Here is a 1,959-nt window from a genome sequence, read left to right on the forward strand (position 1 = left end):
TTGAGCGCGGCGTGCACCAGCTGTTCGGCGTTGTCGAGGAGGAAGCCGAGCTCGACCGCCTCCATCACCTCGGTGTTGTACTGCTTGCCCTTGTCCTCCACGCCGATGCCGTCGTAGCGGGCCCACAGTTCCTTCAGGACCGCGACCTGTTTCGACAACGTCTCCGCCGTGCGGAGGCCTGTAGGAAAATAGGTATAGATATTCCAACTTTGTGTTATGATGATAGACTAGAACCTCACGCTGCTTGTAGATTATGTGTGGTTGAAGTAAAGGGCAAAGGAAAACTTGAAACTTCTTGTTCCCTTAAAGTTAGAGATGGAATGGTTATAGAAACCCATAGTGAAAAAGTGATTAATGCAAGAAAAGATATATTAGATTTACTGTTTTCAAATCATCCAAATGATTGTCTAACTTGTGATAAATCGGGAGCATGCGATTTACAGGACTATTGCTTTGAATATGGAGTTGAAATGGGGACTTATAAAGGGGATAAGAAGGATTATCCTATAGATTATTCAAACCACTTCTATACCTATGACCCTAATAAATGTATTTTATGTGGTAAATGTGTTAGGGTATGTTCTGAGCTTCAAGGTAATGATGCGATTGGATTAGAAAATAGAGGTTTTGATACTAAGGTGGTCACTCCTTTCGATATGGGATTAGCTACGTCCAATTGTGTATCTTGTGGAAACTGTGTGGCAGTATGTCCAACAGGAGCTTTAATGCCTAAAAGAAAAGAAAAATTTAGACTTTGGGAAGTGGAAAGGGTAAAAACCACTTGCTCCTATTGTGGTGTAGGCTGTCAAATGGAATTATTGGTAAAAGGTAATAAAGTTGTAGGAGTAGAACCAGCGAGAGGAAAAGCTAATAATGGATTACTATGTGTTAAGGGTAGATTTGGCTATCCCTTTATAAATCATCCAGATAGATTAAAAACTCCTCTTATAAAAAGAGATGGTAAATTTGAAGAGGCCAGTTGGGATGAAGCTTATAAACTTATAGTGAATAAAGTAAAAGAAATGAAAGAAGAACATGGAAGTAAAGCCTTTGCTGGTTTAACTTCAGCTAGATGTACAAATGAAGAAAACTATTTATTTCAGAAATTATTTAGAGCAGTAATAGGGACCAATAATGTAGATCATTGTGCTCGTCTCTGACACGCTTCTACAGTTGCAGGTCTTGCAACAACATTAGGAAGCGGTGCTATGACCAATAGTATAGAAGAGATAATTGATACAGATGCTATTTTTGTAATTGGTTCTAATACTACTGAAAACCATCCAGTAATAGGGACTGTTATGAAAAGGGCAATAAAAAAAGGAGCAAAATTAATAGTAGCAGATCCAAGAAGAATTGAATTAGCTGACTATGCTGATGTTTTTTTACAAATTGAACCAGGAACCAACATAGCATTATTAAATGGGATGATGAATGTAATTATAAATCGTGGTTTACAAGACAAAAAGTTTATAGAAGAAAGAACGGAAAATTTTGAAGAATTTGAAAAGATAATAAAAGAGTATACTCCAGAGAAAGTTGCAAAGATATGTGGAGTAGATGAAGAAGATATTATAAAAGCAGCTCTTATATATGCGGAAGCAGAAAAAGCAGGAATTTACTATGCCATGGGAATAACCCAACATACAACTGGGACTCATTCTGTAATGAGTATATCTAATTTAAGTTTACTTTGTGGAAATATTGGAAAGGTTTCAGCTGGCGTAAATCCACTGAGAGGACAAAATAATGTTCAAGGTGCCTGTGATATGGGAGGACTTCCGGCTGATCTACCAGGATATCAAAAGGTATTTAAACCAGAAGTGCAAGATAAGTTTGAAGAAATGTGGGATTCAAATATCCCAGATAAAGTAGGTCTTACCATTCCAGAAATATTTGATGAAGCAGAAAAAGAAAATATTAAATTTATATATATAATGGGAGAAAACCCTATGGTAT

The 1,959-nt window shown here is 37.0% G+C and carries 2 protein-coding genes; one reads left to right on the forward strand and one right to left on the reverse strand.

Features of this window, described 5'->3' with window-relative positions; genetic code table 11:
• On the reverse strand, nt 1-158 hold a 158-nt coding region (locus VK998_RS12950), incomplete at its 3' end, for a hypothetical protein (RefSeq protein WP_414713536.1).
• Between VK998_RS12950 and VK998_RS01735 the strand changes: the two genes are divergently transcribed.
• Nucleotides 147-1,959, forward strand: a 1,813-nt coding sequence (locus VK998_RS01735) for a molybdopterin-dependent oxidoreductase (protein ID WP_325224806.1), incomplete at its 3' end; no start/stop codon positions are given. The two genes, VK998_RS12950 and VK998_RS01735, sit on opposite strands and share 12 nt — an antisense overlap.

The sequence above is a fragment of the Schnuerera sp. genome (assembly GCF_035459645.1).
In the GTDB taxonomy this organism is placed as follows: domain Bacteria; phylum Bacillota; class Clostridia; order Tissierellales; family Tepidimicrobiaceae; genus Schnuerera.